This window comes from Phytohabitans houttuyneae (genome assembly GCF_011764425.1).
GTDB lineage: Bacteria > Actinomycetota > Actinomycetes > Mycobacteriales > Micromonosporaceae > Phytohabitans > Phytohabitans houttuyneae.
This window is the reverse complement of record NZ_BLPF01000001.1, coordinates 4,692,904-4,717,274: the sequence shown is the minus strand read 5'-3', so window position 1 is coordinate 4,717,274 and position 24,371 is coordinate 4,692,904. Positions and strand designations below refer to the sequence as shown.

General features: G+C 70.7%; 23 protein-coding genes and 2 pseudogenes. 12 read left to right on the top strand and 13 right to left on the bottom strand.

Annotated features, from left to right (window positions below):
* Positions 1 to 46 precede the first annotated feature (46 nt).
* The 5 genes and pseudogenes from Phou_RS21760 to Phou_RS21745 form a co-directional block, all read right to left on the bottom strand.
* On the bottom strand, positions 47 to 379 hold the full coding sequence (locus Phou_RS21760) for a DUF1416 domain-containing protein (RefSeq protein WP_173057699.1): 333 nt from the start codon (positions 377 to 379) through the stop codon (positions 47 to 49).
* 5 nt (positions 380 to 384) lie between these two features.
* Positions 385 to 1,232 (bottom strand): annotated as a pseudogene (locus tag Phou_RS21755) (sulfurtransferase).
* Positions 1,233 to 1,389: 157 nt separating this feature from the next.
* Positions 1,390 to 1,467, bottom strand: coding sequence for an Ms5788A family Cys-rich leader peptide (locus Phou_RS55575; protein ID WP_311202345.1), 78 nt, complete (start codon positions 1,465 to 1,467; stop codon positions 1,390 to 1,392).
* An 80-nt stretch (positions 1,468 to 1,547) separates the two neighbouring features.
* Entirely contained in the window at positions 1,548 to 2,336 is a 789-nt protein-coding gene (locus Phou_RS21750; RefSeq protein ID WP_246273664.1) for an LmeA family phospholipid-binding protein, read from the bottom strand.
* A gap of 41 nt (positions 2,337 to 2,377) precedes the next feature.
* Positions 2,378 to 3,175 carry a hypothetical protein gene (locus Phou_RS21745; RefSeq protein ID WP_173058757.1) on the bottom strand — a complete coding sequence of 266 codons (798 nt, stop codon included), beginning with the start codon at positions 3,173 to 3,175 and terminating at the stop codon, positions 2,378 to 2,380.
* A 374-nt stretch (positions 3,176 to 3,549) separates the two neighbouring features.
* Here Phou_RS21745 and Phou_RS21740 point away from each other — a divergent pair, with 374 nt between their 5' ends.
* The 7 genes from Phou_RS21740 to pstB all read left to right on the top strand — a co-directional run bounded on the left by Phou_RS21740 (position 3,550) and on the right by pstB (position 10,537).
* On the top strand, positions 3,550 to 4,263 hold the full coding sequence (locus Phou_RS21740; protein WP_173057698.1) for a winged helix-turn-helix transcriptional regulator: 714 nt from the start codon (positions 3,550 to 3,552) through the stop codon (positions 4,261 to 4,263).
* Positions 4,264 to 4,445: 182 nt separating this feature from the next.
* A complete protein-coding gene (locus tag Phou_RS21735) occupies positions 4,446 to 5,351 on the top strand; it encodes a polysaccharide deacetylase family protein (protein ID WP_173058754.1) in 906 nt (301 codons plus the stop codon).
* A gap of 22 nt (positions 5,352 to 5,373) precedes the next feature.
* Positions 5,374 to 6,351: a mycothiol synthase gene (gene mshD, locus Phou_RS21730; RefSeq protein WP_173057697.1), complete on the top strand. Its 978-nt coding sequence runs from the start codon at positions 5,374 to 5,376 to the stop codon at positions 6,349 to 6,351.
* Positions 6,352 to 6,578: 227 nt separating this feature from the next.
* Positions 6,579 to 7,667 (top strand): phosphate ABC transporter substrate-binding protein PstS, encoded by a 1,089-nt coding sequence (pstS, locus tag Phou_RS21725; protein ID WP_173057696.1) that lies wholly within the window; start codon positions 6,579 to 6,581, stop codon positions 7,665 to 7,667.
* 161 nt (positions 7,668 to 7,828) lie between these two features.
* The gene (gene pstC / locus Phou_RS21720; RefSeq protein ID WP_173057695.1) at positions 7,829 to 8,731 is read left to right on the top strand and encodes a phosphate ABC transporter permease subunit PstC; all 903 of its coding nucleotides are present in this window, start codon (positions 7,829 to 7,831) and stop codon (positions 8,729 to 8,731) included.
* The gene (gene pstA, locus Phou_RS21715; RefSeq protein WP_173057694.1) at positions 8,728 to 9,642 is read left to right on the top strand and encodes a phosphate ABC transporter permease PstA; all 915 of its coding nucleotides are present in this window, start codon (positions 8,728 to 8,730) and stop codon (positions 9,640 to 9,642) included. The genes pstC and pstA overlap by 4 nt, the downstream gene beginning before the upstream one ends.
* A gap of 1 nt (position 9,643) precedes the next feature.
* Positions 9,644 to 10,537, top strand: a complete 894-nt coding sequence (gene pstB / locus Phou_RS21710; protein ID WP_173057693.1) for a phosphate ABC transporter ATP-binding protein PstB — start codon at positions 9,644 to 9,646, stop codon at positions 10,535 to 10,537.
* 65 nt (positions 10,538 to 10,602) lie between these two features.
* Here pstB and Phou_RS21705 read toward each other — a convergent pair whose 3' ends face one another.
* Complete coding sequence (locus Phou_RS21705; RefSeq protein WP_173057692.1) at positions 10,603 to 11,424, bottom strand: NUDIX hydrolase; 822 nt, start codon at positions 11,422 to 11,424, stop codon at positions 10,603 to 10,605.
* A gap of 54 nt (positions 11,425 to 11,478) precedes the next feature.
* Here Phou_RS21705 and Phou_RS21700 point away from each other — a divergent pair.
* Positions 11,479 to 12,454: pseudogene (locus Phou_RS21700) on the top strand (Gfo/Idh/MocA family protein).
* A gap of 19 nt (positions 12,455 to 12,473) precedes the next feature.
* Here Phou_RS21700 and Phou_RS21695 read toward each other — a convergent pair.
* Genes Phou_RS21695 through Phou_RS21685 form a run of 3 tightly spaced genes read right to left on the bottom strand, consistent with a single transcriptional unit; the run spans position 12,474 to position 14,980 of the window.
* Positions 12,474 to 13,475 carry an inorganic phosphate transporter gene (locus tag Phou_RS21695; RefSeq protein ID WP_173057691.1) on the bottom strand — a complete coding sequence of 334 codons (1,002 nt, stop codon included), beginning with the start codon at positions 13,473 to 13,475 and terminating at the stop codon, positions 12,474 to 12,476.
* A gap of 3 nt (positions 13,476 to 13,478) precedes the next feature.
* The gene (locus Phou_RS21690; RefSeq protein ID WP_173057690.1) at positions 13,479 to 14,105 is read right to left on the bottom strand and encodes a DUF47 domain-containing protein; all 627 of its coding nucleotides are present in this window, start codon (positions 14,103 to 14,105) and stop codon (positions 13,479 to 13,481) included.
* A complete protein-coding gene (locus tag Phou_RS21685; protein WP_173057689.1) occupies positions 14,102 to 14,980 on the bottom strand; it encodes a PPK2 family polyphosphate kinase in 879 nt (292 codons plus the stop codon). Before Phou_RS21685 ends, Phou_RS21690 begins: the two co-directional genes overlap by 4 nt.
* Before the next feature lie 60 nt (positions 14,981 to 15,040).
* On the opposite strand from Phou_RS21685, the gene sigJ reads away from it, so the two are divergent.
* The gene (gene sigJ / locus Phou_RS21680; RefSeq protein ID WP_173057688.1) at positions 15,041 to 15,988 is read left to right on the top strand and encodes an RNA polymerase sigma factor SigJ; all 948 of its coding nucleotides are present in this window, start codon (positions 15,041 to 15,043) and stop codon (positions 15,986 to 15,988) included.
* Between the two features lie 6 nt (positions 15,989 to 15,994).
* Here the strand turns inward: sigJ and Phou_RS21675 are convergent, their stop codons facing one another.
* Complete coding sequence (locus Phou_RS21675; protein WP_173057687.1) at positions 15,995 to 16,498, bottom strand: DUF402 domain-containing protein; 504 nt, start codon at positions 16,496 to 16,498, stop codon at positions 15,995 to 15,997.
* Positions 16,499 to 16,602: 104 nt separating this feature from the next.
* On the opposite strand from Phou_RS21675, the gene Phou_RS21670 reads away from it, so the two are divergent.
* Positions 16,603 to 17,307, top strand: coding sequence for a YbaB/EbfC family nucleoid-associated protein (locus Phou_RS21670; protein WP_173057686.1), 705 nt, complete (start codon positions 16,603 to 16,605; stop codon positions 17,305 to 17,307).
* A 100-nt stretch (positions 17,308 to 17,407) separates the two neighbouring features.
* Positions 17,408 to 19,441: an ATP-dependent DNA helicase gene (locus Phou_RS21665; protein WP_173057685.1), complete on the top strand. Its 2,034-nt coding sequence runs from the start codon at positions 17,408 to 17,410 to the stop codon at positions 19,439 to 19,441.
* Between the two features lie 258 nt (positions 19,442 to 19,699).
* Here the strand turns inward: Phou_RS21665 and Phou_RS21660 are convergent, their stop codons facing one another.
* Positions 19,700 to 20,977 (bottom strand): AI-2E family transporter, encoded by a 1,278-nt coding sequence (locus Phou_RS21660; RefSeq protein ID WP_173057684.1) that lies wholly within the window; start codon positions 20,975 to 20,977, stop codon positions 19,700 to 19,702.
* Positions 20,978 to 21,094: 117 nt separating this feature from the next.
* Here Phou_RS21660 and Phou_RS21655 point away from each other — a divergent pair, with 117 nt between their 5' ends.
* Entirely contained in the window at positions 21,095 to 21,433 is a 339-nt protein-coding gene (locus Phou_RS21655; RefSeq protein ID WP_173057683.1) for a GroES family chaperonin, read from the top strand.
* On the opposite strand, the gene Phou_RS21650 is transcribed toward Phou_RS21655, so the two are convergent.
* A complete protein-coding gene (locus tag Phou_RS21650; RefSeq protein WP_173057682.1) occupies positions 21,424 to 22,782 on the bottom strand; it encodes a PrsW family intramembrane metalloprotease in 1,359 nt (452 codons plus the stop codon). The two genes, Phou_RS21655 and Phou_RS21650, sit on opposite strands and share 10 nt — an antisense overlap.
* Positions 22,783 to 22,892: 110 nt before the next feature.
* Positions 22,893 to 24,023 (bottom strand): FUSC family protein, encoded by a 1,131-nt coding sequence (locus Phou_RS21645; RefSeq protein WP_173057681.1) that lies wholly within the window; start codon positions 24,021 to 24,023, stop codon positions 22,893 to 22,895.
* Between the last annotated feature and the right edge of the window lie 348 nt (positions 24,024 to 24,371).

Sequence of the window (24,371 nt, the reverse complement as noted above, 5' to 3'; positions counted from 1 at the left end):
AACGAAAGCGGCCCGCACGTGCGTGCGGGCCGCTCCGGTGAGTGGGTCAGGCGACGGTCACGCCGACCTGGTTGATGCCCTGGCTGGCGGTCACCGTGGCGTCGCCGTTGCCGTGGCGGGAAAGCGCGCGCAGCGTCCAGGTGCCGGGCGCGGCGAAGAAGCGGAACAGGCCCTCCGGCGAGGTGACGACCTCGGCGGTGAACTCGCCCGTGGAGTCGAGCAGGCGTACGTACGCACCGGCCACGGCCTCGCCGGAGTCGGCGAGAACGGTGCCCGTGATCACGGTCTCCTTCTCCAGGTCAACGCTGGCCGGGATGGGAGCCGCCTGATCGGGCGCCGCGCAGCCGGCGGCGGTGTTGGCAGAGGTCACGGCAGTCATCGTCGTCACGCCTTCCCCGGCTCGTCGCCGAGCGCCACGGGCACGCCCACGAGCGAGCCGTACTCGGTCCACGAACCGTCGTAGTTCTTCACGTCCTGGTGGCCGAGCAGCTCCTTGAGCACGAACCAGGTGTGCGAGGAGCGCTCGCCGATGCGGCAGTACGCAATGGTCGACTTGCTGTCGTCGAGGCCGGCCTCGCCGTAGATCTTGCGCAGCTCGTCGTCCGACTTGAAAGTGCCGTCTTCGTTGGCGGACTTGCTCCACGGCACGCTGACCGCGGTGGGGATGTGGCCGGCCCGCTGCGCCTGCTCCTGCGGCAGGTGGGCGGGGCGAGGAGGCGGCCGGCGTACTCGTCGGGCGAGCGGACGTCGACGAGGTTCTTTACGCCGATCGCGGCGACGGTCTCGTCGCGGAACGCGCGGATGGAGAGATCGGGCTCCTGCGCCGTGTACTGCGTGGCGGGGCGGCTCACCGCGTCCTTCGTGAGCGTGCGCGCGTCGAGCTCCCACTTCTTGCGGCCGCCGTCGAGCAGCTTGACGTCGCGGTGGCCGTAGAGCTTGAAGTACCAGTACGCGTACGCCGCGAACCAGTTGTTGTTGCCCCCGTACAGGATTACGGTGTCGTCGTTTCCGATGCCGCGCTCGGAGAGCAGGGCTTCGAACTGCTGCTTGTTGACGAAGTCCCGGCGCACCGGGTCCTGCAGGTCGTTTTTCCAGTCGAGCTTGATGGCGCCCGGAATGTGGCCGGCGTCATACGCAGAGGTGTCTTCATCCACCTCGACGAAGACCACACCCGGCGCTTCCAGGTTCTTTTCGGCCCAGTCGGCTGATACGAGTGCAGTGTCGCGACTCATCGAATGAACTCCTTGTGAGGAAGATTCGAGGTCGGCGCGCGGGCGCTCAATCTTCGCCGTAGCGCGCGACCCATGGGTTGGGAAGGATCACGGGTACGTGCGACGGCGCCACTGCCGGGCGTAATGGATCAGAGGGTACGCAATACCGGCCCCGCCGTCAGATGACGGGGCGACACAGGCAGGTGGCCACGCGGCACAGGTCGACCGCGCGCCGTTTGGTGAGGAGCGTCCCCATGAGCAGGGAGCTTACCAGCCGTACTTCGGGTGGTGACAGAACCGACTCACCATCCGGGAAACCCAACCGAAACTCGACAGCTACCACTGGTTGAGTGCGACGTTCAGCGCCTGTGCGTCGACGGCGATCCCGTCGGGCCGGGCCTGGACGCCGCGAACGTCCAGCTTGAACGGCAGCTCGGGCAGCGCCAGGCTGATCGAGATCTGCCGGGCGAACCCGTTGATCAGCGCTTCGGCGCCGGGCAACTGGGGCACGCCCTCGGCTTCGAGGTCTTCGAACCTGATCTGCACGCGCCCATTCGCGACGCTCATCTGCGCGGTGCCGCTCAGGTCGATCCGCTGGCCGGCGATCTCGAGCGGGGCATTGACGAAGAGCTTTCCGTTGCGCTCGGACAGCCGCAGGCCAGGCTGGTCCATCAGGGCGACCACGCTGGCGTACGAAATCGTGGCCGTGCCGTTGACGGTCTGCGCGACGACGTCGCCCTGCCCGCTGCGGATGGTCTCCAGCGGCGCGGAGACGTCGCGGGCGTCGACGTCGAGCCGGGGCACGCGCACGCCCTCGCCCTCGACGTTGCCCTCCAGGTCGCGAAGGCTGATCTTGATCGACTCGTACTTGCCGGCGAGCACCTGGGTCAGGAACGGAAACCCACCCACGGCGACCTCGGGCGAGGAGGACTTGATCTCCTGAGCCACGAGCTCCTTGGAGATCTCGTCGCTGATCGTGCGCTCGGCGACGCTCGCGGCGACCCGGTCGGCGACGACGAGGAGCCCGCCGATGATGATCAGCAGGACGATGAACACGACCAGCAGTCGCCGGCCCCAGCGCCGGCGGCGGCGCGGGGGTGCCTCTTCATAGGTGTACGTCGTCACGGCGGCCGTTATACCCCGATCGAAAGGATGCGAGTCGTCGCTCAGGTCAGAAACAACACGCACATGGTGTAAGCAGCCGCCGCGGCGAGCGCGAACCCGCCGAGCGGCCCCTGCATGTGCCGGGCGATCCACATGGTCGGCGGCTCGCCGGCCATCTGCCGCCCGGCCTCGGCATAGCCGACCGCGAGGTCGGCCAGGGCGCCGAGGCTCGCCGCGACAAGGCCGGCGATCGCGCCGCTCGTGGGCGTGAAGCCGACGACGAAGCTGCCGATCACCGCGGCGGTCAGCGTGCCGGCCATCGCGCCGAAGACCACGCCGGCCGCGCCGCGGGGCACCTGCGGCGCGAGCCTCGGCCAGGCCAGCACCGCGTCGGTCAGCCTCGCCACGATCAGCGATACGCCCGTGGCGGCGAGGCACACGAAGATGGTCTGCGTGCCGAGCGGCTCGCGGCCGAGCACGATCAGCGACGCGAACGACACCACGCCGAGCACGATCAGCAGCGTGGAGCTGAGCGAGTCTTTCGCCCTGGCGCGGTCGTCGGGGCGCACGAGCTGCGCCAGCATGGCGGCCGCGAAGCCGCCCACCGACACGTAGAACAGGGGGAGGATCGTCGCGCTCTGCGGCCAGACCGCGGCGATGTCGGCGAGCAGCGCGGCGACCGCGCAGACCCCGGCCACGGCGGGCAGCGCCGGCGGCCGGATCGCCATCGTCCACGCGAGGACAAAGAGGAGCTGAACCCCGAAGATCACGATGGCGTACGGAACGCGCGCGCTCCCGGGCCCGGCCGTCTGCGCGCCGAAGACAAGCCCGATGGCCAGCAGCGCGGCGAACCCGGCGATGGCGACCGAGAGGACGGGGCGGACCGGGACGACCTCGACCTCTTCGAACTCGTCCTCGTCATCGGCCGCGGCGGTGGCCGAGGCGCGCGGGGCGGTTTCGGAGGTGGAGGGAACACGACACCGATACTAGGCTGCCGCGCCACCCCGTCCGATGGCCGAAGTCGATCGAGATGTTCGATTTTTATGGTCGATCACACAGATGAACACAGGTGCACAGGAGCGTTTCCGACTGACCATCAGTTAAGCTCATCCGAAGTCAAAAGCACCCGCCCGTCAGCGACGCCGGGACCGACGCAGAGTCACACCGGTAAGCCGGTCGTCCGGTTTTACCGCCGGTCACCGAGCGGCTCAGCGCCGCGAGGACGGAGGTCAGAGTGGAAATCCTGTTGCTGGTGACAGCCCGCGCCGGTGAGCCCTCGGCGGTGCTCCCCGCGCTCGACCTGCTCCCTCACTCGGTGCGCACCGCGCCGCGCGACGTGCGCACGCTCGTGTCCGGCCCGAGCCCGGACGCCGTGATGGTGGATGCCCGCTCCGAGCTCGCCGAGGCCCGCGCCACCTGCCGCATGCTCCACGCCACCGGACTGGGCGTCCCGCTGGTCGCCGTGGTCACCGAGGCCGGCCTCATCGCGCTCAACGCCGACTGGGGCGTCGACGACGTGATCCTGGCCAGCGCCGGCCCCGCCGAGGTCGAGGCCCGCCTCCGTCTCGCGGTCGGCCGGCTCACCAACGCGACCTCCGGCGCCGGCGGCCTGATCCGGGCTGGCGAGCTGAGCATCGACCCGGACACCTACGCGGCAAAGCTCAAGGGCCGCCCGCTCGACTTGACGTACAAGGAGTTCGAGCTGCTGAAGTTCCTGGCGCAGCACCCTGGCCGGGTGTTCACCCGCGACCAGCTCCTGCGCGAGGTCTGGGGCTACGACTACTTCGGCGGCACCCGCACCGTCGACGTGCACGTCCGGCGGCTGCGGGCCAAGCTCGGCTCGGAGTACGAGTCGATGATCGGCACCGTCCGCCAGGTGGGGTACAAGTTCGTGGTGCCGCCGAGCCGCCCGCTGCCCGACAGCGAGCCGGCCCCGCTGCCCGTCTGACGCCGCTCACCCGCACGCACCCGAAGCGCCATCCAGCCCCGGCTGGGTGGCGCTTCGTCGTATGGGCGCAGCTTGGGCGATTTTGACCTTAAGAGGCTTACGCGAGCTTTATCCTCAACGTTGTGCCTGTTACCCAGGAGGCCACCGAGAACGGTGAGGCCGAAGAGCGCGGCGGTGCTGCCCTGTCCAACGGGCGCACGGTGGCAATCGTCGCGGGTGTGATCGCCGCGATCGTGGCGAGCGCGTACCTGGTCGGGCACCACCTCGGCACCGATACCGCCCGGCTGGGCGCGGCACCGACCGCCGAGCCGCCAGCGGGCGAGCCCCGCCAGGTGGCGGCCGCGCCCCGACCGCCGGCCGCCGCGCCACCTCCACCGGTGATGGCCGTGCAGCCGATCACCGGGCCCGGGCGGCCACCACTGCCCGCCGAGCGGGGCGGGCCGTTCGGCAGCCGGCGCACGACGGGTACCCCGGAGGTGGCGCTCACCTTCGACGACGGCCCGGACCCGTCGCAGACTCCGCAGGCGCTCGCGATGCTGCGGCGGCACGGCGTGAAGGCGACGTTCTGCCTTGTCGGCATCAACGTGACGGCGTTTCCCGGGCTGGTGCGGCAGATCGCCGGCGACGGGCACACGCTGTGCAACCACTCGTGGGAGCACGACGTGCGGCTGGGCGTGCGCTCCCGGGCCAGCATCCGGGCCGACCTGGCACGCACCAACAAGGCCATCCGCGACGCCGCACCCGGCGCCCGGGTCTCGTACTACCGCCAGCCCGGCGGCGCCTGGACCGCCTCCATCGTCGCCGTCTCCCGCGAGCTGGGGATGACGCCGCTGCACTGGACGGTGGACCCGCAGGACTGGCGCAAGCCCGGTGCGGGCAGCATCGCGAGCACTGTCAACTCCGGCACGACCCGCGGGGCGATCGTCCTGCTCCACGACGCCGGCGGCGACCGGCGCGGCACGATCGCGGCGCTCCGCTCGATCCTGCCCAACCTGGCCCGCCGCTTCCAGCTCTGCGCGCTGCCGCCCGGCATCGACCCACCCCGCATGCACGGCCGGGAGTGGCCGCTGAAGCTCGGCCAGATCTGAAGCCGCGGCTTACGGTGGGCGGGTGACCTCCGTTGATCCAGTCGCCGCCCGGACCGATCAGCTGACGCCGGAAGAGGTGCGAGAGGTGCTCGCCCTCGCCCAGGCGGCCGGCGACACCGACGGGGCGTACCCCCTCTCGGAGCACGTGGTGCTCCACCTTCGCCACGGCGGCGACGCGCCGGCGGTACACCTGCTGGCGCGGGACCACGACGGCGCGCTCGCCGGATACGCGCACCTGGATACCACCGACGAGGTCGAGGGCGCCGCCGCGGAGCTGGTGGTGCACCCGCTGCGCCGCCGCCGCGGACTCGGGCGTGCCCTTGTGCGGGCGGCGATGGAGGTCACCGACGAGGTCGACCCGCGCGGACGCCTGCGGTTGTGGGCGCACGGCGACCACCCGTCGGCCGGTGCACTCGCGCTCGGCCTGGGGTTCGTGCGCGCCCGCGTGCTGCTCCAGATGCGCCGCTCGCTCTTCGCTCCGCTGCTGGAGCCGCGGCTGCCGGAGGGGGTGGCGCTGCGCCCGTTCCGCCCCGGCGCCGACGACGAGGCATGGGTGAGGGTCAACGCCCGGGCCTTCGCCGACCACCCGGACCAGGGCCGGTGGACGCTGCGCGACCTGCGCCTGCGGATGGCGGAGCCGTGGTTTGACCCGGAGGGCTTCCTGCTGGCGGTGGACGAGCGGGACGGGCGGCTGCTCGGCTTTCACTGGACCAAGGTCCATGGCGACCGCGGGCACCACCACGAGCACCAGCACGAGCCGATCGGCGAGGTGTACGTGCTCGGCGTCGACCCGGACGCGCACGGCACCGGCCTCGGCTCCGCGCTGACCACGGCCGGCCTGCGCTACCTGCGCGGGCTAGGGCTGGATCAGGCGATGCTCTACGTCGACGAGTCGAACGTACGCGCGGTGGCGCTCTACACCCGGTTGGGGTTCGCCCGTTGGTCCACAGATGTGAGTTTCCGCCGAGTTGTTCATCCGGTCACGGCAACATCAAGGTGACATCGCGTAGGGGTAACAGCTAGCCGGCAATATCGGATATTTCCGTCACAAGCCCCTGGGTTCACGGAACGGACAACTCTCCCTCAGCATTGCGCAATCTTTGCTGGTAGACGTGTTCACTCCTCGTTCACCCACGCCGTGGGAGCCGGCTACCTCACGCTCTTAGCGTCGCCAGTGTCCGGCGGCAACCACGGCCGGACGCATCCCAACAGAGAGGCTTACCTGAGGTGAACCGCAACGTGCTCTCGCGGCGCGCCCTCGTCGGCGTCGCGATCGCCGCGCTCGCACTTGCCGGCTGCGGTGGCAGTGACGACAGCTCGGACACCGGCGGCACCGGGACTGACGCCAACGCCGGCGCCAGCGACTACGCCAACCTTTCCGGCGACATCAAGGGTGGTGGCGCCAGCTTCCCGAACGCGTTCTACACCGAGGCGATCGCCGAGTTCAAGGGCGTGGCTTCGAAGCTGACGGTTACGTACAACTCGGTCGGTTCGGGCCAGGGCAAGAAGGACTTCGGGGCCAACCTCGTCGACTTTGCCGGCACCGACAGCCTGGTCAAGGACAGTGACGGCCCGGCAGCGGGTTCGTTCCTGTACGTCCCGACCGTCGCCGCGCCGATCACCGTCTCCTACAACATCTCGGGCGTCGACAAGCTCCAGCTGAGCCCGGAGACGCTCGCGAAGATCTTCCAGACGGACATCAAGAAGTGGAACGACGCGGCGATCGCCGCCGACAACCCGGGCGTCACGCTGCCCGACAAGGCGATCACGGTCGCGCACCGCGCTGACGGCTCCGGTACGACCAACAACTTCACCAAGTACCTGAAGGCTGCCGCTCCGGACGTGTGGAAGCTGGACAGCGGCGACACGGTCAACTGGCCGGCCAGCACCCAGGGCGCCCAGAAGAACACGGGTGTCGCGCAGATCATCAAGCAGAGCGACGGCGCGATCGGCTACGTCGACTTCAGCGACGCCAAGGAGAGCGGCCTCAAGTTCGCCGCGATCAAGAACAAGGACGGCCAGTTCGTCGCGGCCAGCCTCGATGGCGCCACGGCGGCCCTGGAGGGTGCGACGGTCAAGGACGACCTCACCTACGACCCGCTGAACGCGGCCGGTGCGGCGACCTACCCGATCACCGCGCCGACCTACATCCTCGTTCGCACGCAGTACACGGACGCGGCCAAGAAGGATGGGGTCAAGGGCTTCGTGACCTACATCCTGAACGAGGGCCAGACCCTGGCTCCCGAGGTCGACTACGCGCCGCTGCCCGCAACGCTCAAGACCAAGGCGCTCGCCCAGCTCGACAAGATCCAGTGATTCGATGACAGCGCCCAGGGGCGGGATCTCGCGATCCCGCCCCTTCGGGCCATCTCTACGGCGTCTCAGCCACCGGAGTTAGGACCGTGACGACTCAGACATCAGACCCGCCCAGCAACCTGTCGAGCCGGGGCGGGGGCCCGCGCGCTGACCGCTCCTTCATGGCGTTGACCATCGCAGCGGGCCTGCTGGTGCTCGCCGTGCTCGCGCTCATCCTCATCACGACGACTCAAGAAGCGTGGCCGGCGCTGAGCCACATGGGCCTCGACTTCATCACGAGCCGCACCTGGGACCCGCCCGCCGAGGTCTTCGGTGCGCTGGCGTTCATCTACGGCACGGCGGTCGTGTCGCTCATCGCTCTGATCTTCGCGGTACCGGTCTCCGTCGGCATCGCGCTCTTCCTCACCGAGCTCGCCCCGCGCCGGCTCCGCGGCCCGGCGATCACCGTGATCGACCTGCTCGCGGCCGTGCCGTCGGTGGTGTTCGGCCTGTGGGGCGTCCTTGTCGTCGCGCCGAAGCTCGTCCCGATCTACAGCTGGTTCAACGACGTCCTCGGTGGCATCCCGATCCTCGGCCGGCTCTTCGGCGAGCCGGTCGGCAGCGGCCGGAGCTTCATGACCGCGGGGCTCATCCTCGCCATCATGATCACGCCGATCATCACCTCGATCTCGCGTGAGGTGTTCGCCACCGTGCCGCGCGCGGACAAGGACGCGGCGCTGGCCCTCGGCGCCACCCGGTGGGAGATGATCCGCGGCGCGGTCTTCCCGCACAGCTTCGGCGGCCTGGTCGGCGCCGTCATCCTCGGCCTCGGCCGGGCGATGGGCGAGACCATCGCGGTCGCCCTGATCATCGGCAGCTCGACGCAGATCACCGCGAATGTCTTCGCGAGCGGCAACGCGCTGCCGGCCGTGATCGTCGACCAGATCGGCGAATCGACAGGCACCTTTACTGCCGCCCTGATCGGCCTCGGCGTCGTACTGTTCGTTATGACGGTGATCATCAACACCGTGGCACAGGCCATCGTCCGGCGGGCCGAGATCCGGATGAAGGGGGCAGTGTCATGACGACTACGGCCGAACGCGTCGCCCGGCCGGGTGCCGGCGCACCCGACCTGAGCCGTCGTGCCCTCTCCGCCCGCCGCCGGATCACCAACAACGTCGCCATGGGCGGCATCGTTCTCGCCTTGGTCATCGCGGTCATCCCGCTCGGCCTGGTGATCTACTCGGTCATCGCCAAGGGCGGCGGCGTGATGAGCCTCGAGTTCCTCACCGACGACATCTCGATCTCGGTGCGCCGGTCCGGTGGCGGCATGGGCCCGGCGATCATCGGCACGCTGATCATCACGGGCATGGCCGCCCTCATGGCCATCCCGCTCGGCGTCCTGGGCGCCATCTACCTCAACGAGTACGGCAAGCAGCGGCCCCTCGCCCGCCTCATCCGCATGCTGGCCGACATCATGACCGGCGTGCCCTCGATCGTGATGGGCCTGTTCATCTACACGATCTGGGTGCTCACGTTCGAGGAGCGCAGCGGTTTCGCCGGCGCGCTCGCGCTCGCCTGCCTCATGCTCCCCGTGGTCATCCGCAGCACGGAGGAGATGCTCCGGCTCGTGCCGGACGAGCTGCGCCAGGCCAGCCTCGCGCTCGGCGCCCGCAAGTGGCGCACCACCGTCACGGTCGTCCTGCCCGCCGCGATCTCCGGCATCACCAGCGGTTCGCTGCTGGCGATCGCCCGGGCCGCCGGCGAGACCGCGCCGATCCTCTTCGTCGTGGGCGCGGTCAACGAGACCAACTGGAACCTCTTCAGTGGCGAAAACACAGCGCTCACCGCGCAGATCTTCAGCAACGCGAGCCAGCCGTTCGACGTCGCGCAGGACCGCGCCTGGGGTGCGGCGCTGACCCTCATCGTGATCGTGCTGGTCTTCACGATCATCGCTCGCATCATCGCAAACCGCTTCGCCATTAAGGAGCGCTGACATGACCAGGCCCGAACCCAAGGTGGAGACAGTGACCGCCACCGACCGTCCCTCCGTCAGCATCAACGCCCCCACCAGCGGGTGGGGCTCCGTCGGCGTGGACACCCCGCAGGCTGCCGGCGCTCCCGTCATGGACCTGCGTGACGTCAGCGTGTACTACGGCAACTACGAGGCCGTCCGCGGCACCTCGATGCCCATCCGGCAGCACCAGATCACCGCGATGATCGGCCCGTCCGGCTGTGGCAAGTCGACGATCCTGCGCTCCCTCAACCGCATGAACGACCTCATCCCGGGCGCGCGGGTGGCCGGCAAGGTCACCTACCACGGCCAGGACCTGTACGCGAAGGACGTCGACCCGATCCAGGTGCGGCGCCGGATCGGCATGGTCTTCCAGAAGCCCAACCCGTTTCCGAAGTCCATCTTCGACAACGTGGCGTACGGGCTGCGCATCAACGGCATCAAGGGCAACCTCCACGACCAGGTCGAGGAGGCGCTGACCGGTGCCGCGCTGTGGGACGAGGTCAAGGACAAGCTCAAGACGAGCGGCCTCGCCCTCTCCGGCGGCCAGCAGCAGCGGCTGTGCATCGCGCGTACCATCGCGGTCCGCCCGGACGTGATCCTGATGGACGAGCCCTGTTCCGCCCTCGACCCGATCGCCACCGGCAAGATCGAAGACCTGATGCACGAGCTGGCGAAGACCTACACGATCGTCATCGTCACGCACAACATGCAGCAGGCAGCCCGCGTGAGCCACTACACGGCGTTCTTCACGGCGGAGGTGGACGACAAGCAGGTGCGGCACGGGCGGCTCGTCGAGTTCAGCGAGACCGGCAAGCTCTTCACCAACCCCAGCGACAAGCGCACCGAGGACTACATCACGGGCCGCTTCGGCTGAGGCTCAACCCTGGACGGCCCGGCGGCTTTCGAGCCCGCCGGGCCGTCTTTTGCCGTGTGTGTGCGCTACCTGATGCGGAGCCGGACGGAGCCGTCGGCGGCGATTTCCGGGCGGGGCGTCACGGCGGTGGCGGCGTCCCGGCCGGCGACGGCGGCCAGCACCGCGGCGATGTCCGGGTACCCAGCGAGCTCGCGCAACATGACGACCGTGGGCGGCAGCATGGCGATCCGGCCCTGCTCGAAGCCGGCCACCGCGTCGGCGGGGCGCACCCACATCGTGAGGTCGGCCTCGCCGGAGACGTCGCGGGTCAGCTGCTTGTCGGGGAGGGCGGCCACGAAGAAGTACGTGTCGAAGCGCCGCGCCTCGAACTCCGGCGTGATCCAGCGTGCCCACGCGCCCAGCAGGTCCGAGCGGAGCACCAGCCCGCGGCGGGCGAGCAGCGCGGCGAGCGGCTCCTCGCGGCGCACGAGCCGCTGCCGGTCGGCCTCCCAGCCGTCGCTGCCGGTGTCGGTGGCCCCCTCGGCGAGCAGCACGCCGGCTTCTTCGAAGACCTCGCGCACGGCCGCGCACACGACCGCCTGCGCCTCGCCCGCCGGGCGCCCGAGGCGGCGTGCCCACTCCTCGGGTGACGGGCCGGACCAACCCAGGTCAGCTCCGGCGTCGGCCGGATCGACCCCGCCGCCGGGAAACGCGTACATCCCGGAGGCGAAGGCCATGGAGGCCGCCCGGCGAAGCACATATGCCTCGAAACCCGCGTCAGCCGGCCGCAACAGCACGACGGTCGCGGCCACCCGCGGCACCGCCGGTGGCTCGCTGTCGCCGGCCAGATACCGCCGCGCGTGCGCCTCGAACGCTTCCGGCAACCGCCACCCGTCCACCCCGGTCATCGGCCCCAGTATGCCCGTACGATCGCGTGTCATGAGCGAGCGCAGGAACGAATCATGAGCGAAAGCACGCGTTGGGGGATCCTTGCCACCGGTGGTATCGCCACCTCGTTCGTGCAGGATTTGAAGCTCCTGCCCGACGCCGAGGTGGTGGCGGTCGGCTCGCGGTCGGTCGAGTCGGCGCAGACGTTCGCCGGGCGGCACGAGATCCCCGGGCGTACGGGTCCTGGCGCGAGCTGGCCGACGACCCCGATATCGACGTCGTGTACGTGGCCACGCCGCACTCGGCCCACTACGCCGCGACGCGCATCCTGCTGGAGGCGGGGCGGGCGGTGCTGTGCGAAAAGCCGTTCACGCTGGACCTCACGACCACCGTCGAGCTGATCGACATGGCCCGCGACCGTGGCACCTTCCTCATGGAGGCCATGTGGATGCGGTGCAACCCGGCGGTGCTGCGCATGGTCGAGCTGATCCGCGACGGCGCGATCGGCGAGGTCACCAGCGTGCACGCCGACTTCGGCGTGGCGGGCCCTTTGAGCCGAGCCACCGCATGCGGGCGCCGGAGCTGGGCGGCGGGGCGCTGCTGGACCTCGGCGTGTACCCGGTCAGCTTCGCGCACCTGATCCTCGGCATGCCCGAGCACGTGCGCGCCTGGGCCAAGATCGGACCCGAGGGCACTGACGAAAACACCGGGATCATTTTCGGGTACGACTCGGGAGCCCTCGCCGCGCTCACCAGCGGCATGCTCGGCCAGACGGCGCTCGGCGCGACGGTGAGCGGCACCAAGGGTCGGATCGTCCTGGAGCCGCCCTTCTTCCGTCCCGACCGGTTCACGCTGGACCGCGACGGCGCGGAGCCGGAGGTCGTCGAGGTGCCCCGCACCGGCCTCGGATACCTGCACGAGGCGGCCGAGGTACAGCGCTGCCTCCGCGAAGGACTGACCGAGAGCCCGCTGGTGCCCCACGCGGTGACGATCCAGGTCATGGACCTGCTCGACCAGATCCGCGACCAGATCGGCGTCTCGTACAAGTAGCGAAGGGTGGTGCGGCCGCTCAGAAGAGCGGCCGCACTGCCAGGTACACAAGGCTGGCCATCAGGCCGGCGGCGGGGAACGTCAGTATCCAGCCGCCCACGATCGTGCCGGCCACCTCCCAGCGCACCGCGGAGAGGCGTTTTGTCGCGCCCACCCCCATGATCGCGGACGTGATGGTGTGGGTGGTCGAGATCGGGGCGCCCAGCACGAGCGCGTTGAAGTACAGCACCGAGCTGGCCACGGTCTCCGCGGCGAAGCCCTCCGGGGGGCGGAGGTCGACGATCTTCCGGCCGAGCGTGCGGATGATCCGCCACCCACCCGCGTACGTGCCGAGGGCCAGCACCGTCGCCGACGCCCAGAACGTCCACTCCGGGATGTGCTCGGCACTGTCCTGGTACCCGCCGACGTAGAGCGCGAGCACCACGATGCCGATCGTCTTCGCCGCGTCCTGCATGCCGTGCCCGACCGACATGGCGGCCGCGGAGAAGGTCTGCGCGATGCGGAAGCCGCGGTTGAGCTTGGCCGGGTGACCCCGCCGGAAGATCCACAGTACGGCCAGCATGACCAGGAAGCCCAGGACAAAGCCGACCATCGGCGAGAGGATCATCGGCAGGACCACGTCTTCGAGGATCCCGTCCCACAGCACCGTGCCCGACGCCGCGAGAGTGGCGCCGACGAGGCCGCCGATCAGCGCGTGCGACGAGGAGGAGGGCAGGCCGAAATACCAGGTGATCAAATTCCACATGATCGCCCCGAGCACGCCCGCGAAGACGATGCTGAGGCTGTCCCGCCCGGTCGGCAGCGAGACCAGCCCGCTGCCCACGGTCTTTGCGACGTCGGCGCCGAAGTGCGCGCCCACGAAGTTGCCAACGGCCGCCATCAGCAGCGCCACGCGCGGCGTGAGCGCCCTTGTCGAGACGCTTGTCGCGATGGCGTTGGCCGCGTCGTGGAACCCGTTCGTGTAGTCGAACGCCAGCGCGATGAGGATCACCGCGAGGACGGCGACGAGCTCCCCGCTCAAGGACTACGACTCCTTGACCGCGATGGTCTCGACCGTGTTGGCCACGTGCTCGAACGCGTCGCAGGCCGCCTCCAGCTCGTCGGCGACCTCCTTCATCTTCAGCACGGTCAACGCGTCGTACTCACCTGAGAAGAGCCGCACGAGCAGCATCCGGTATGCCCGGTCGCCGTTGTTTTCCAGCCGGTTGCACTCGATCCAGTAGTCCTCGAGCGCCTTCATCGTCTTCAGCCGGGGCATCGCGTCGGCGGTGAGCTTGGCCTGCTCGTCGAGCACCGCGATCAGCTCGTGCATCTCGCGGGGCAGGGAGGGGAGCTTGGTCAGGCCGTACAGGTACAGCAGGTTACCGACGGCCTCCAGGTGGTCCATCACGTCGTCGAGCTGCGAGCCGAGCCGGTAGATGTCCTCCCGGTCGAACGGTGTGATGAACGACGAGTTGATCTTCTTGTACAGCTCGTGGGTGATCTGGTCGCTGTCGTGCTCGACCTCGGTGAGCCGCTCGCTCACCGACTGCACGTCGACACCGGGCAGGGCGAGCTCGTTGAGCAGCTCGGTGCCGCGGACGTGGTTTTGCGCCGCCCTGGTGAAGAGCTCGTAGAAGGCGCCCTCCGTGGGCCGGAAGGAAAACCTCACGACGTCATCGCCGGCGCGCGGTCCGCTTCCAGCCGCCGACGCTCCGCGTCGAGATCGAAATCGGGGTCCGGGTACGTCAGGTCCATGTCCTCGAAAGCCTCCAGCACGATGTTCGCGACGGCCCAGTCGCGGTACCACTTACGGTCGGCGGGCACGACGTACCACGGGGAATGGTCGGTCGAGCACCGGCTCAGCGCATCGTTGTAGGCCGCCTGATAGTCCGTCCAGCGGGCCCTGGCGTCTACGTCGGCCGGATTGTACTTCCAGTGCTTCGTCGGGTCGGTCAGCCGTTCCAACAGCCGTTCGCGCTGCTCATCGTACGAGATGTGGAGCATGACCTTGATGAGGGTGAATCCGTCGTTTGCCAGCTCCCGCTCGAAGCCGTTGATCTGCCAGTAGCGCGACCGCCAGACGCGCTCCGGCACCAGCGAGTCGACCCTGGCGATGAGCACATCCTCGTACTGCGAGCGGTTGAACACACCCACCAGCCCGGCGGGCGGCAGCGCGCGGCGGATGCGCCACAGGAAGTCGTGCTTGCGCTCCTCTTCGGTGGGCGGGCCGAACCCGACGATGTGCAGGCCGAGCGGGTTCATCGCGCCGGCGACCTTCTTGATCGTGCCGTCCTTGCCGCCGCAGTCCATGGCCTGTAGCACCAGCAGCAGGCGGCGGCGGTCTCCCGCGGCCTGCGCACCGGCGAAGAGCATCTCCTGGAAGCGCGCGAGCTGGGCGCCGATCGGCGCGAGCTGCCCACGGGCCCAAACCTTCTGGTCCTTCCCGGTCACCCTGCGGCCCGGGAGGCCGGGCGTCGAGCCGGGGTCGATGTCCTTTAGGTCCACCGACGCACCCACTCGCAGCAGCTCACGTAGCGACGTCATGCGCCGATCATCGCCTACCCGGTGAGTCCGTGCCGCTCAAGGGTGGGTAACACTGGACGCGTGCGAGATCTCGCGACGGAGTTCGAGGCCGAGCGGAGCCACCTGATGGCTGTCGCCTACCGCATGCTGGGCAGCCGCGCGGAGGCCGAGGACGCGGTCCAGGAGACCTGGCTGCGCTACGCCGACGCGCTCGCCGACCCGGCCGCCCGCGCGCAGATCCGCGACCTGCGCGGGTGGCTCACCACCACGGTCGGCCGCATCTGCCTGGACGTGCTGCGGTCGGCGCGGGTGCGGCGCGAGGCGTACCCAGGCCAGTGGCTGCCGGAGCCGCTGGTCAACCGCCTGCCCGACGGCGGCTTGGACCCCTCGGAGGCCGCGGCCCGCTCCGACGAGGTGAGCATGGCGCTCCTCGTGGTGCTCGAGCGCCTCACGCCCGAGCAGCGGGTGGCGTTCGTGCTGCACGACGTGTTCGCGGTGCCGTTCGACGAGATCGCCAGCGCGCTGGGCACGACGGTGGAGGCGGCCCGCCAGCTGGCCTCGCGGGCCCGCCGCGCGGTCGCCGAGGGCCCGCCCAAGCACACCGCCGACCTGCCCGAGCAGCGCCGCCTGGCGGCCGCCTTCTTCAGCGCGGTGGAGTCCGGCGACGTCGACGAACTGCTCGCCGTGCTGGCGCCCGACGCCATGATGATCGGCGACGCCGGCGGGGTCTTCCCGGCCGCCGGGCGCCCGCTGTCCGGCGCCACCGAGGTCGCCCGTTTCGTGCTCGGGCTCTTCAACCGCAGCAGCAAGGACATGAGCAACATCCAGGCCGCGCCGGTGGAGGTCAACGGCGGGTTCGGCATCCAGGTCGACGGCGACTACAAGGACGGCCGGCCGATGCGGATCGTGATCGCGTTCGCCGCCGCGGACGGCCGGATCACCGGCGTCTTCAACCAGCTCAACCCCGACAAGGTGGCATCGGTGCCGGCACTGCCGCGCGAAGCCGCCATGTGGCCGCCGGCGCTCTGACGCCCGTCAGACCACCAGGGCCAACCACTTGCGGTACGCCGAGGCGAACGGCTCGGTGCCGTCGCCCAGCGCGCCCAGGAGCCAGCGCGCCGCCCGCTGGGCGTGGTCGGCGACGTCTTCCGGGTAGCCGAAGCGCTCGCGGTGCTCGGCGAACTCGTCCTCGTCGCGCAGCTCCACCGCACCGGTCGCCCGGCGCCGCACCACGTCGAGGTCGAGGTCGACGATCCGCACCGTGTCGCCGTCCCACTCGGCCGGGGTGGCGATGTCGCAATAGACCTCGCTGGTGCGCGGCGGCGGGTTGAACATGCCGGTCCACCACGCGTCGTGCGGCACGAGCACCACGAACGGGATCTGCTCCACCGACGGGCGCCCGTGGTAGACCGAGCGGGTGCCGGCGCTCACGCCGAGCCAGGTGCCCAGGTCGTCTTCGGCGAGCCGGCGCGCGGGGTAGTCACGGTGCGCTGTGCCGTCGTACTTGCGGTAGACGACCCGGACCATGTCGCTCGGCATGCCCGCACCCTAGCCGATGCCTGATCGGGCGATGCCACATCCTCTGTCCGTCTTCCTCACTTCCCGGGGAAATAGGATCGAGATCTGTCGCTACAGTATTGCCGATGCCCGAAGACAGTGCCCGACTCCTCGCCGAGCTCGCCGAATTGCGCGAGCAGGCGAATGCGCTGACCCTGCGCCTGTCCGCACATCACGACCATCGTTTGCGCTACACCGGCGAGGATCGAAATGGGCTGTCATCGGTGACTGTGGACGGTCATGGGCGTACCACCGATGTGGTGGTTATGCGCGAGTGGCGGCGAGAGACCGACCCCGCGGGCCTCGGCCGGGCGCTGCTCGCCGCGGCCGGCGACGCACAGGCCCGGCGGCTGGAGGGCATGGCGACCGGCGGCGTACCTGCCACGACGGCCCTGCTCGACCGCGCACCGGTGGCCACCTCGCTGGACGCGTCGGGTCCCGACCTGATCCGCGAGCTCCTGCCGCTGCTGGAGCGGGTCGAGCGCCAGCTTGACGACGCGGGGCAGCGGCTCGCGCGCCATTTCACCGATGCGGTGCACCTCCGCAGCTCCGGCGGCGCATGCGCCATTACCGCGCGTGGCGGCCAGGTTAGCGAGATCGAATTCGACGCACACTGGATCGCGTCAGCCGGCGCCGGCGAAGTGGCGCACCACGTGTGCCAGCTTTTCCAGGATGCACACGACCGTGCCTTGACCGGAATTGGTGACCTATTGCCACCGGAGTTGGGCGACGTGATGTCTTTCGCCGCGGACCCGGCGCGAATGCTCCGCCAGTTGGGCCTCGACACCTGACCGGCGCGGCCGCACCCCGTTGGTGGCAAGGGGTTGTGGATAACGCGCGGGGGTTGTGGATAAGCGCGGATGCGTCGGCGGGGGCGGGTACCGTCGCACGGTGACCACCGCGACCAACGCACCACCGTCACCCTCCACGGCGCCAAAGCCTCGGACTCGCGGGCAGGAGCCGACCGCGACGGATCTGCTGGCGGCGGCGGTGGGCGCGGTGCCCGGCGGTGCGGCGCGGCCCGGCCAGGAGGCGATGGCGCTGGCCATCGAGCGGTCGATCGAGAGCGGCGAGCACCTGCTCGTCCAGGCCGGCACCGGCACCGGCAAGTCGCTGGCCTACCTGACGCCCTCCCTCCTCGTCGACGGGCCGGTCGTGGTCTCCACCGCCACGCTCGCGCTCCAGTCCCAGCTGGTCGACCACGACCTGCCCCGCCTGGCCGACGCCGTCGAGCCGGTCCTTGGCAGGCGCCCCACGTTCGCGGTGTTGAAGGGGCGGCACCACTACCTCTGCCTCGCCCGCCTCGAAAACTCCACAGAGGAGGAGCCGGACGACGGCCTCTTCGACGCGCCATCGCCGGGCACGACCAAGTGGCTCGGCGAGGCGGGGCGGCTGGGCAAGCAGATCCAGCGCCTGCACGAGTGGGCGCTCAAGACCGCCACCGGCGACCGCGACGAGCTCGACCCGGGAGTCGACGACACGGCTTGGCGGCAGGTCTCGATGCCGGCGCGGGAGTGCGTCGGGGCCAACCGCTGTCCGTATGGTGGCGACTGCTTCGCCGAGGCCTCCCGCGCACGCGCGCGCGAGGCAGACATCGTGGTCACCAACCACAGCCTGCTCGCCGTCGACATGCTGGCCGGGCGACACATCGTGCCGCCGCACAAGCTGCTCGTGGTCGACGAGGCGCACGAGCTGGCCGACCGCGTCTCGTCTGCCGCCCAGGCAGAGCTGACGCCCGACATGGTCGACCGGGCGGCGCGCCGGGCGCGCACGTTCATCTCGCCAGAGGCTTACGAAGCGCTCGCCGAGGCGGGCGACGCGCTCACGGTCGGGCTTGCCGAGGCGCCGGCCGGGCGGATCACGACCGGGCTGCCGCCGGCGCTCAGCGGGGCCTGCACGCTGCTCGACGCCGCGACCCGCACCGGGCTGGAGGCGATCGGCGACATCAAGGCAGACGACCCTGACCCGGTGCGCAAGCAGCAGGCCAAGGCGGTGCTCGACGAGATGTCCAAGACCGCCCAACGCCTGCTGGAGGAGGCCGCCCACGACGTGGCCTGGGTGGAGAAGCCGGACATCGGCGGCCGCCGGGCCCTCGTGGTCGCGCCGCTGTCCGTCGCGGGCACGCTCGCCACCCATCTGTATGACGAGCGCACCGTCGTCGCCACCTCCGCCACGCTCACCCTCGGCGGCCGCTTCGACACGGTGGCCCGGGCGCTGGGGCTGGCCGCGGCCGACGGCAAGGAGGGCGACGACGGCGACTGGCATTCGCTCGACGTCGGCTCGCCGTTCGACTACCCGCGGCAGGGCATCCTCTACGTCGCCGCCCACCTGCCCCGCCCTGCCGCCTCCGGCCTGCCGGACGCCGCCGGCGAGGAGCTGATCACGCTGGTCAAGGCCCTCGGCGGCCGCACGCTCGGCCTCTTCTCCTCGCGCCGGGCCGCCCAGCAGGCCGCCGAGCTGCTGCGGGCCAGGACCGACCTGCCCGTGCTCCTGCAGGGCGAGGAGGCGCTGCCGCTGCTCGTCCGCCGCTTCCGCGAGGAGCGCGCAAGCTGCCTCTTCGGTGTGATGTCGCTGTGGCAGGGCGTCGACGTCCCCGGCGACTCCTGCCAGCTCGTGGTCATCGACCGGCTGCCGTTCCCCCGCCCGGACGAGCCGTTGGCCGCCGCCCGCGCGGCCGCCGTGGACGCCACCGGCGGTTCCGGCTTCGCTTCGGTGAGCGTCCCGATCGCGGCGATCCGGCTGGCGCAGGGCGTGGGCCGGCTGATCCGCTCCACCGGCGACAAGGGCGTCGTGGCCGTGCTCGACTCGCGGCTGGAGACGGCCCGCGGCTACGGACCGTTCCTGCGCAACTCGCTGCCCCCGTTCTGGTACACGACAAAGCGCGAGGTCGCCCTAGGCGCACTCCAGCGCCTCCGCGACAGCTGACAGCCCGCAACCCCGAGCGGCGGGCCGTCACAGGGCTGTGTGCAGCGGCGGTGCCCGATCCGGGACGTGACCGTCGATCAGGCGCCGGCGTGAGGGCGAGATCCCCGAGGTCTGCGGGAGCCTGCTCTTCGGGTTGAGCTCGCCGACCGCGGACGGTGAGGCCGCGGGAACGCACCCCCAAAAAAACGCTCCGCTGCGCTCCACGTTTCCCCGGGGGCCCCGCGCAACGGTCCGGACCACGACGGACATCGCGGCAGCTCAGGGTGGCGTCGCCTTGACCACGACGGCGTCGGGAGGGACCTCGGGGCGGCGCGGATTGCCGAGCCGGCGGATGGCCGTGTTCAGCACGGCGACCAGCGGCACCGCCACCAGCGCGCCCACGATGCCGGCCAGCACCACGCCGGCGGCGATTGCGACGATCACGGCCAGCGGGTGGATGGCGACCGCGCGGCCCATGATGAGCGGCTGGAGGACGTGGCCTTCCAACTGCTGCACCGCGATCACCGCGCCGAGCAGGATCAGCGCGCTCACCCAGCCGCGGTCGACCAGGGCAATGAGCACCGCGACCGCGCCGGAGAGGGTGGCGCCGACGATCGGGATGAACGCGCCGAGGAAAACCAGAGCGGCCAGTGGCAGCGGAAATGGCACGCCGAGGATCCACACCGCGATGCCCACGCCCACCGCGTCGATGAAGGCCACCAGCACGGTCGCCCGCACGTAGGCCACCAGGGTCAGCCACCCCGCCCGGCCCGCGTCGTCGACCTGCCACCGGGCCCGCAGGGGCAGCAGCCGCACCATGAAGCGCCAGATGCGCCCGCCGTCGCGCAGGAAGAAGAACGTGGCGAACAGCACCAGGAACATCCCGGTGAGCACCTCGAAGAGGGTGGTGGCCGTGGAGACGCCGGCGCTGGTCAGCGACTCGGTGTTGTCGTCCAGCCACTTTTCGGCGGTGTCGACGTAGCTGTCGATCTGCTTGTCGGAGAGGTGGAGCGGGCCGGTCTGCAGCCAGTCCTGGATCTGCCGGATGCCCTGGGTGGCGCTGTCGCTGAGCTGGGGCAGCCCGTCGATGAACTCGGTGATGACCAGCGTCAGCGTGCCGGCGACCGCGGCGAGGCCGCCGATGAGCACGACCGCGGTGGCCAGCGAGCGGGGCAAGCCGGCCCGCAGCAGCCACCGCACGGCCGGCGAGAGCAGCGCGGAGAGCAACAGCGCGATCACCAACGGGATGATCACGATGTGGACGACGCCGATGATCTGGATCAGCGCCCAGGCGAGGATGCCGAGGACGATCAGGCGCCAGGCCCAGGCCGCCGAGATGCGCAGGGCGCGCGGCACCTCGCCGTCGTCGCGGCTCGCCGTCGACGGGTGTACGTCCGGAGGCGTCGCGGGCTCCGGCGGCTCCAGCTCGCGGTACGAACCGTTGCCGTTGCCCGACTCCGCGGCACGGCGGGCCTCCTCACGGCGTGCGCGCACGGTCTCGCGACCCGCTTCGTACGCCCGGCGCAGGTTTGCCCGCACCCGCTCGACCCGACTCACGAAACCCCCTCCCACCTGCCGTCCAAACGTTCCCTACCGTATCGGGCATGAACCTCTCAGCTCGATCCATTCGTCCCTGAGTTCTCCCCCACAATCGCAGGCTGTAGCGTTCCGGAGGTGACCGCCGACCCCGACCTCGACCACGGGCTGCCGATCCGGCTGCTGCACGACCGTGTCCTCGTCCGCCTCGACGGCAACGAAGGCGAGCGGCGTTCGAGCGCCGGCATCGTGATTCCCGCTACCGCCGCGGTGGGGCGGCGGCTGTCCTGGGCCACCGCGGTCGGCGTCGGGCCGCACGTGCGGTCGATCGTGGCCGGCGACCGGGTGCTCTTCGACCCGGACGAGCGCTCCGAGGTCGAGCTGCAAGGCCGGGAGTACGTGCTGCTTCGCGAGCGCGACGTGCACGCCGTCGCGGCGCAGCGCGTCGAGCCGGACGCGACCGGCCTCTACCTGTAGGGCCGGTAGTAGCCGTAGTACGCGGGCGGTGGCGGCGGTGGCGGAGCGAGCACCACGGGCACCGGCACCACCGGCTGGTCGGGCGCCTCGATCGTGCGAGCCACCCCGTCCGGGAAGGTCACCTGGTAGCGGACGCCGTCCCAGCGCGCGACCGGGGCCTGCGGGTCCCGCCCGGCGAACACCTGCCGGTACCCGTTGATCGCCTCCAGCAGCTGCCGCTCCTCCGCGAGCGCCCGCCCGGCCTCCTTCGGGTCGGTGTAGAGGCCGCGGCGCATCCCGTCGCGCAGCAGGGCGAGGCGGGTGGCGGCGAACTGGTACCCCCGCATCGCCTTGAGTCCCGCGTCGCCCGCCACCCGGCGGGCCCACCGCCGCGCCGAGTGCCGCCGTCCGAGGGTGCCGAGCGCGGCGACCTCGGGCGGGGAGAGCCAGCCGGCCCGCACGTACTCCGGCAGTGTGCGCTCGGTGAGCCGCCCCTCCCAGCTGCGCAGCCACACCGCGAAGCCGACCATGCCGAAGAAGACCGGGACCATCACGCCGATGAACCCGTACAGCAGGATGAGGTTTTCGCCGGTGGCCTGGGCGAGCGTGGGGATGAGGTTCCACGAGCCGTGCAGGATCATCGCGAGCAGCAGGCCGGCGAGCGGGGCGATCCACCGGACGTGGCGGTCGCCGGTGCGCGCCGCGATGCCCAGTCCCACGCCGGTCATCGAGGTGAAGAGCGGGTGAGCGAAGCCGAAGAGCAGGATCCGCCCGATGAAGAGCGCGAAGACCATCTGCGCTCCGGTGGCCGGTCCGTACTGGTCGGCGCCGGACGCGTAGCCGTGGCCGCCGAGGTAGAGGATGTTTTCCACCATCGCGAACCCGATCGCGGACAGCCCACAGTAGACGATGCCGTCGGTGATGCCGGACCACTCGCGCCGCCGCCGCCACAGCAGGAAGAAGGGGCCGAGTGCCTTGGCCAGCTCTTCGATGAACGGGGCGACAAGCACCGCGACCAGCGCGTCCGGGATGCCGACCCGGTCGAAGAGGTAGGCCGCGCCCGAGTTGACGGTCAGCGCGGCGAGCGTCGAGGGAAACGCGCCCCAGGCGAAGCAGAAGACGAGGTACTTGGCGGGCTCCGGCTCGTACCGGTCGAGCCACAGGAAGCAGGCGACGAGCGCGGGCACCGGCAGGATCGCCGCCACGAGCCCGATGATCAGGGCGGTGATGCCGATGTTGTAGCCCAGGAAGCCGAGCATCGCGATCGCACACAGCGCGATGAAGGCGATGACGCCGCCGATCTGGAGGCCGCGCCGGACCGCGGACCGCCGGGCCGGCGCCGGCGCGGGTGCCGGTGCGAGCTCGCTCATGCCCGTCCTCGCTTCGCTGCGGGCGGGCACGAGGCGCCAAACGCACTGAGCCCGGTGACTCGCTCGCTCCGCTCGCTCATGGGGCCCAGCCTAGCGATTGGTCACGAGCCTCAGCGGCGGTCGGGCGGTACGTGCCGGCCCACCGCGCGCCGGACCAGGCGGTTGGCCTCCTTAGCCTCCAGGCCTGACGCGCGGACCAGGTCGACCGCGGTCGAGCGGACCTGGGCGACGATGACGCTGCCGGAGAAGCCGACACCCTCCATGTAGGCCACGCCGGCCTCGCTCGCCGCACGCAGCGCCCGCTCCCGCGAGGCGACCGGCTCCACCGCGTCGGCGAGCTCGCGCCGCAGCCAGGTCACCGCCTCGCCGAGCGCCTGTACCGCCTCGACAAGCGCCGGCGGCAGCGTCTCGCCGTCCCGTAGCAGCGTCTGCGCCCGCCGCACCAGCACGCGGCTGTTGCGCAGGGCCCGCGCGATGTGCTCGGCCGCGTCGACGTACTGGTTGAGCGCTCCCCTCGTCCGCCACCGGACGGGCGCCAGCGCCGCGGTCTCGCTCGCCGCCTCGATCGCCTCGTGCAGCGTGAGGAGGTCGGTCTCCGCGGCCCGCAGCCGCGCGAGCGCCGCGTCCAACCGCTCGGACTGCCGCGCCGCCATCGCCTCGGCGGTTTCCGTCAAACCGTCGGCGAGTACATCGAGGATCGGAGCGGCCGCACGCCCCACCACGGTCAACGGGTTGAGCGGGAGTAGGAGTGCCATCACGCCGAGCCCGACAAGGCCGCCGACCAGCGCGTCCAGGAAGCGGTCGAAGGCGATGCCGGTCGTCGGTGGGGTGAGCGTGGCGACAAGTACCGCCGATGAGGCCGCCTGGGTGACCAGCGCGGACCCGCCGCCGACGAAGATGGCGGTCACGATCGCGAGCGTGACCACGAGGCCGATCTGCCAGCCACCCGTACCGATCAGGTAGATCAGCACGTCGCCGACCGCGATACCGATGGCCACGCCGAAGACAAGCTCGAACGCGCGCCGCAGCCGCTGGCCCACCGACACCGCCAGCGTGATCACCGCGGCGATCGGGGCGAAGAACGGGGCCCGGTGCCCGACCACCTCGTGCGCGATCAGCCAGGCGAGGCCGGCGGCGAGGCCCGCCTGGACGGCGAGCAGCACGTTCATCCAGACTCGGCGCACGCGGTCCCGCAGCTGGGCGCCGGTACGCCGGGCCAGCTCATCGGTCGCGAGCACCATGCCGGGAGACTACCGGCATGATCGGTTCATGACGCTCGTTCAGCGCTGGTTGGCGGCGGCTCGCGGTGCCGGCGCGACCGCCGGCGAGGATGCCCTGGTCGCGGTCGGTGAAGGGCTGCTGGCCCGGTGGCGGGAGCCGCAGCGGCACTACCACACGGTCGACCACCTGACCGCGATGTTGTCGATCGTGGACGCGGAGGGTGGCACGGATGCGGTTCGCCTGGCGACCTGGTTTCACGACGCGATCTACGACCCACACTCTCCGGGCGAGGCCAACGAGCGGGACAGCGCCGCGCTCGCCCGCGCCGAGCTTGGCGCCCTGGGGGTACCCGAGTCGGTCGCGGTCGA